The sequence below is a fragment of the Anaerolineae bacterium genome, from assembly GCA_011176535.1.
Lineage (GTDB): Bacteria > Chloroflexota > Anaerolineae > Anaerolineales > DRMV01 > DUEP01.
In genome coordinates this window covers 1-5,692 of sequence record DUEP01000081.1, presented here as the reverse complement: position 1 = coordinate 5,692, position 5,692 = coordinate 1, and the positions used below count along the sequence as shown (strand labels likewise).

Annotated in this window: 5 protein-coding genes; 1 reads left to right on the top strand and 4 read right to left on the bottom strand. The window is 67.0% G+C overall.

What is annotated here, in order from left to right:
* From G4O04_07585 to lysX, 4 genes are all read right to left on the bottom strand, one after another.
* Window positions 1-571: NAD-dependent isocitrate dehydrogenase (locus tag G4O04_07585; GenBank protein HEY58379.1), on the bottom strand; the 571-nt coding region annotated here is incomplete at its 3' end.
* Between the two features lie 28 nt (window positions 572-599).
* Window positions 600-2,432: a 3-isopropylmalate dehydratase/homoaconitate hydratase family large subunit gene (locus G4O04_07580; GenBank protein HEY58378.1), complete on the bottom strand. Its 1,833-nt coding sequence runs from the start codon at window positions 2,430-2,432 to the stop codon at window positions 600-602.
* Complete coding sequence (locus tag G4O04_07575; protein ID HEY58377.1) at window positions 2,429-3,709, bottom strand: pyruvate carboxyltransferase; 1,281 nt, start codon at window positions 3,707-3,709, stop codon at window positions 2,429-2,431. Before G4O04_07575 ends, G4O04_07580 begins: the two co-directional genes overlap by 4 nt.
* A 4-nt stretch (window positions 3,710-3,713) precedes the next feature.
* Window positions 3,714-4,631 (bottom strand): lysine biosynthesis protein LysX, encoded by a 918-nt coding sequence (gene lysX / locus G4O04_07570; protein ID HEY58376.1) that lies wholly within the window; start codon window positions 4,629-4,631, stop codon window positions 3,714-3,716.
* A 727-nt stretch (window positions 4,632-5,358) separates the two neighbouring features.
* Between lysX and G4O04_07565 the strand changes: the two genes are divergently transcribed.
* The coding region (locus G4O04_07565; GenBank protein HEY58375.1) for an IS256 family transposase at window positions 5,359-5,692 on the top strand (334 nt) is incomplete at its 3' end.

Genomic DNA, 5,692 nt, shown 5'->3' with positions numbered 1-5,692 from the left:
CGGCCTCCCGAAAGAGCCCGTCCGTATGGCGCAGCACATTGGCCTTGTGGATCACCGTCACCCGAGGCGGACGACGACGCTGCGCCGCCCGCCGCAGCGCCCAGCGAAAGGCCGTGTGGGCGATGCGCTCACTGGCCCGGCGGGTGATGATGCGCTTGTTCAGCGCCCAATCGACCGCGCGGAAGCCCGGGCTGTAGTACAACCCCTCGCTGTTCTCCCGCACGATGAGCATATCCACCCCCGCACGGCCCACCCCCGGCAGGCTGCGCACCGGGCGCAGATTGGCGTACAGCCCCAGCGCCTGCCGCAGCGCCAGGATGGGACTGCGGTACCCCGGCGTGGGCTGCAAAGGGGAGGCTGTAGCCCCGAACAGCACGGCGTCGGCCTGTCGGGCCAGCGTCAGGGTGGCTTCGGGCAGCGCCTCGCCGACTTGCTGAAAATAGGCAAACCCGGCCGGCGCTTCTGTGAGGGTCGCTTCCGGCAGCAAGCGGCGCAACACCGTGGCCGCCGCGGGGATGACTTCCTGCCCCACCCCATCGCCGGGGATCAGCACGATGTGCGCTTTCGTCATCGTTCTTTCTCCTTTGCAGGTTTCCTTATCATTGGGATCGCTGCAGGGCGGGGATCAACCCTCCCGCCGCCAGCAGGTCCTGCACCGCCGGCGGAAACGGAGGAAAGGTGAACCGTCCCGCTGGCAGGTCGATCACCCCGGCGCGCCAGTCCACCCGCACCGGCTGGCCTGCCTGGGCCGCCTCCACCGCCGGTGGGCACACAATCACCGGCAGCCCTCGGTTGAGCGCGTTGCGGTAGAAGATGCGCGCGAAGGACCGGGCCACCACCGCCGCCACGCCGTTGTACACCAGGCCAGTCACCGCCTGCTCGCGGGAACTCCCCTGGCCGAAGTGCTCCCCGGCGAACACCACATCCCCCGGGCGCACCCGGCGGGCGAAGGTAGGATCCAGGTCCTCCAGGGCGTGCGCGGCGATTTCCTCTGCCGTGTGCAGAGTGTAGGTGTACTTGCCGGGGAACAGGCGATCGGTGTCGATGTGGTCCCCGTATTTCCACACCCTCCCCTGGGGTTGGAAGGAGACCGGGGGCAAACGGCGCCATCCGCCCGCCGAGGAGGGCTGCTGTTCCAGGATCTCCACGGCAGGGGCCACGCCCCCAGGATGCGGCCCGGCCCTGGGGATTTCGCCGCGCACCGCGGCCTCGGCCACCAGGGGCGCTGCGGCCAAGTACACCTGGGCGTCGGGTTCGCCCATGCGGCCGCGGAAGTTGCGGTTCCCCGTGGAGAGCACCAGCTCGCCGGGAGCTGGGATACCCAGATGATTGCCCATGCACGGCCCACACCCCGGCGGCCCGATGATGGCCCCGGCCTCGACCAGGGTGGCCAGCACACCGGTCGCCAACGCCCGGCGGTACACCGCCTGCGAGGCAGGGACTACCAACAGCCGGGTGCGTGGGTGGACCCGACGGCCGCGCAGCACCTGCGCGGCGGCGGCCAGGTCCTCGAACCGTCCGCCAGCACAGGTGCCGATGAAGGCCAGGTCCACTGGCGTGCCGGCCACTTCGTCCAGCGTCCGGGCGTAGTCCACCCGATGGGGGCCGGCCAGCGCCGGTCGCACCCGCGCTAAGTGCAACTGCACCCGCAGGCGGTACCGGCCCCCTGGGTCGGGGAGCACAGGACGGTAAACGGCGGCGTCCGGGCGGCGTTGCGCCAGGTAGGCCTGCGTGACGGCGTCGGGAGGGAAGACGGCGCATTTGGCGCCCATTTCGGCCATCATGTTGGTCAGCGTCATGCGCTCGGCCGGCCCCAGGGTAGCCAGGCCGGGGCCGGTGAACTCGACGACAGCGTAGTTTGCCGCGGCCGCCCCCAAGGCGGCGATAAGCGCCAGCGCGGCGTCTTTGGCCGTGACGCCGGGGGACAGCCGCCCCTGCAAGATCACCTGGACGCTCTCGGGCACGCGCAGCCATATCCGCCCGGTCGCCCACAGGGCGGCCATCTCCGTGCGCCCCACCCCAGCGGCGAAGGCGCCCAGCCAGCCGTGGGTGGTGGTGTGGCTGTCGGCGCCAAGCAGAATGTGTCCCGGCAGTACGGGCACCTGTTCGGCGATGCGCTGGTGCCCCACCCCCTCCCCCACATCGTAGAAGTGGCGTATCCCGTGCTGCCGCACGAAGGCCCGCACCCGGGCCTGGTTCTGGGCATGGCGGGCGGTGGGCGGCGGCGCGGCGTGGTCCAAGGCCACGATGAGCCGCTCGGGGCAACATGGGGCCTCGGCACCTAGTTCCTCGGTGAAAATGCGCAGGATGGCTGCCGTGTTGTCGTGGCTGTACAGCCAGTTGGGCGTCACTTCGACCACTTCACCGGCGTACACAGGCCGTCCGATGGCCTGCGAGAGCACCTTTTCGGCAAAAGTCTGGGGAGAAGTCATTGGATACGCTCCTGCACGCGGGGGCCCAGCGCCGGGGGCGGCAGCAGGCGAGGGGCCTGGGGCGGAGGCGGCGGCGCGGGGGTCAGGTGGAATTCCTCACGGGCCAGGCGCAACAGCAATTGGGCCGGGGGTTCATCCCCTGAGATCCGGGAGGCCAAGGCCTTGAAGCGGACGGTGATCTCCCGGGCCGTGGCTTCGTCCACCGGGAAGCCGTGGATTTCCCGCAAGAAGTAGTGCACCACATTCCAGCCGGAAAGCGGCCCCAGGAGGATCTCGCGCTCGTCCACGCCAAAGAGTTCCAGGGGATGGGCTTCGTAGGTGGTGGGGTGACGCAGCACGGCGCCCTGGTGCACCCCGGCGGTGTGGGTGCGGTTGGTCAGGCTGACTGGCTCTTTGGCGGGCACTAAGCAGCGTAACTTGTCGGCGGCCAGCACGTTGATGGGATAGGATGCCCGCAGCCGATAGCCGTCCACCAAATCGTAGTCGCCGTCCACGAACAGGTTGAACAGTAAGGCGGTCATAGAGGTAATGCCCGAGCGTTCGCCGATGCCCAACAGGGTGGTGTTCACATACTGGGCACCGGCACGCACGGCGGTCAGGGTGTTCACCAGCGCCAGGCCGCGGTCGTCGTGAAAGTGCACTTCCAGCGGAAGATCGGGGTAGCGCGCCCGCAGCGCCTGGATGCGCTTGGCCACTTGGGTGGGAGTCGCCGTCCCCACCGTGTCGGGCAGTCCCAGGCGGTCGACCAGCGGCGCAACGGCGTCGTACACCTGAAAGAGATCCTCCAGGGGCGTGCGGAAGGCGTCCTCGCCGCTGAAACGCAGCACCAGATGGGGGTGTTCACGGCGCAGGTCCTCCAGCAAGGCGCGGCTCTGGTAGATGATGGTTTCGGTGTCCTTGCGGTGGTTGAAGGCGCGGGACTGAGGCGAGATGCCGAAGTACAGGTTGAGCCCGTTGAAGCCGGCGGCCACAGCGGCCTCGACATCGCGCGGGTGACAGCGCACATGGGCCAGAAGGAAGGTGTAGCCGTACTGAGGCGCGAGCTCGTCGCGCACCTGACGCAGGGCGACGAAGTCCTCGGCCTCGCGGGGGCCCACCACCGGCGCGAACAGTTCGATGAACTTGACGCCGTAGCGGATGAGCGCCGCGAGCAGGTCGCGTTTGTCTTCGGTGGTCAAAAAGTACTTGCCGTGGTCGTGTAGCAGGGGAGTCTGCTGGCCCTCCCGCAGCGTGGTGTCCACGATTTCCAGCGGTCGGGGACGATAGCGCTGCCACATCGGTTCACCTCCCTATGGGTAGGGCGTCTGGGACCAGCGTTGCCGCGGTTTCCGGGCCCTGGGCGGTGCAGGCGACTTGCAAGGCGTAGTCCACGATCAGGCCGGGGATGTCCACGCCGGTGAGCGGCACGGTGGTGTGGAACTCCATGCTGTGGTTGATTTCGTTGACCAGGTAGCCGCGGTCGGGGTGTTCGAGGATATCCAGGGCCAGCACACCGCCGCCCACGGCGCGGGCAGCCCGCAGGCAGAGTGCTTCCAGTTCCGGCGTCACCGGACACACTTCTCCCCGCCCACCCCGTGCGGTGTTGGTGATCCAGTGCTCGGCGTAACGATAGATAGCCGCCACCACGCGGTCACCGATGACAAAGGCCCGGATGTCCCGCCCGGGTTTGGGGATGAACTCCTGGATGTAATACACCTGGTGCAGCGGGGAGCCCAGGGCGGCCTTGTGCTCCAGCAAGGCTTCGGCGGCCTCGCGGTCGTTGACCTTGGCCAGCAGACGGCCCCAGGAGCCATACACCGGCTTGAGCACTACCGGATAGCCCAGCCGCTCCATGGCCTCCAGGGCGGCCTCTGGGGTGAAGGCCACGGCGGTGGCCGGTTGTGGCACCCCGGCGGCGGCCAGGGCAGCGCTGGTGCGCAACTTGTCGCCACAGGTCTCTACCACGGCGGCGGTGTTCACCGTGGGCACGCCCCAAGCGTCCAACACGCGCAGGGTGTACAGGCTGCGCGTGTAACTCAAGTTGCGGGCGATGACCACATCGTAGCCCTGCCAGGCGGCGGGGTCGTGTAGCATCAGGCTCAGTTGACGGTCGTTCACCCGCTCGTAGGGCACCCCCCGGCGCTCCAGGGCGGCGAACAGCCATTTCTCCTCCACCCGCAGGCGGGTGTACAGCACGGCGACACGGGGCAATAGGCACATCGTGAACCTCCTCAAAGGGTGGGTTTAAACGAAACCCGCCCTCCGACCGGTCGTCGGAGGGCGGGAGAAGTACCTGAGCAAGGGCGGTTATCTGCCAAACGCCGAAGGCCCGCCAGCCGGTCGGTGGCCGTGGGTTGTGCGGGCCTTCTTCTGCTTCATGTCCCACAGGGCAACGCAAGGAGGACAAGGCATAGCCGTTTTCACCTTTTGTTTTTGTTGAGGTTGAGAGATCGTGGTGTTTCTGTTGTTCTTGTGTTCTTGAGTGTACGCCATAGTGTGGATTTGTCAAGGCTGGCGAACGCAAAAATTGCGTAAATTTTCATACTCTTGGTTTCTTTTTATGGCTACACGAAAGCCACAACAGGCCCTCGAGCTGAGCCGGCCAGGTCAGGGCCATCTCCTGGGGGTCAGCGGTCTGCCACTCCCCCGGCGCACACCCTGGGCCACCAACCAACTCGCTCACGAGGTCGCGGTGTACGCCTACAAGGCTTCACGCACGGGCCCCGGCCGGGCGGCCAGGGCGTAGATTCGGGCACGCGCTGCACCAAGCCCGTCAGGCGCGGGCCGAGGAGTAGTGTAACATTTCTTCTGTAAAAACAGTGAGCCAGGTGGTATCGCTTGAAAGCGATTCACCTCAAAACAAGGAGGCACCACCATGGCTCACCAGATGCATGATGCCCTACCCGACCCGCTGTTAGCGTTGCTGTTTACCGAAGCCTAAGATGGTTTGCGTCTGCTCATGGAGCGGTGGCTCGACTTGCTCATGCTGGCCGAGCGTCAGGCCGATCTTCAAGCCGAACCTTACCAACGGACGCCGGCGCGTCGCGACCAGGCCAACGGCTTCAAGCCCAAGACCCTCAAGACGCGGTTGGGCCCCCTGGCCTTGCAGGTGCCGCAGGTACGTAAGGGTACTTGCTACCCCTCTGTGCTGAGCAAAGGGTTGCGCAGCGAGCGGGCAGCCTGGATCGTGTTGGCCGAGATGTACGTCCACGGCGTATCCACCCGCAAGGTAGCGGCTTTGGCCGAAGAGGTGCTGGGTTTCGAAGTTTCCTCGGCCACGG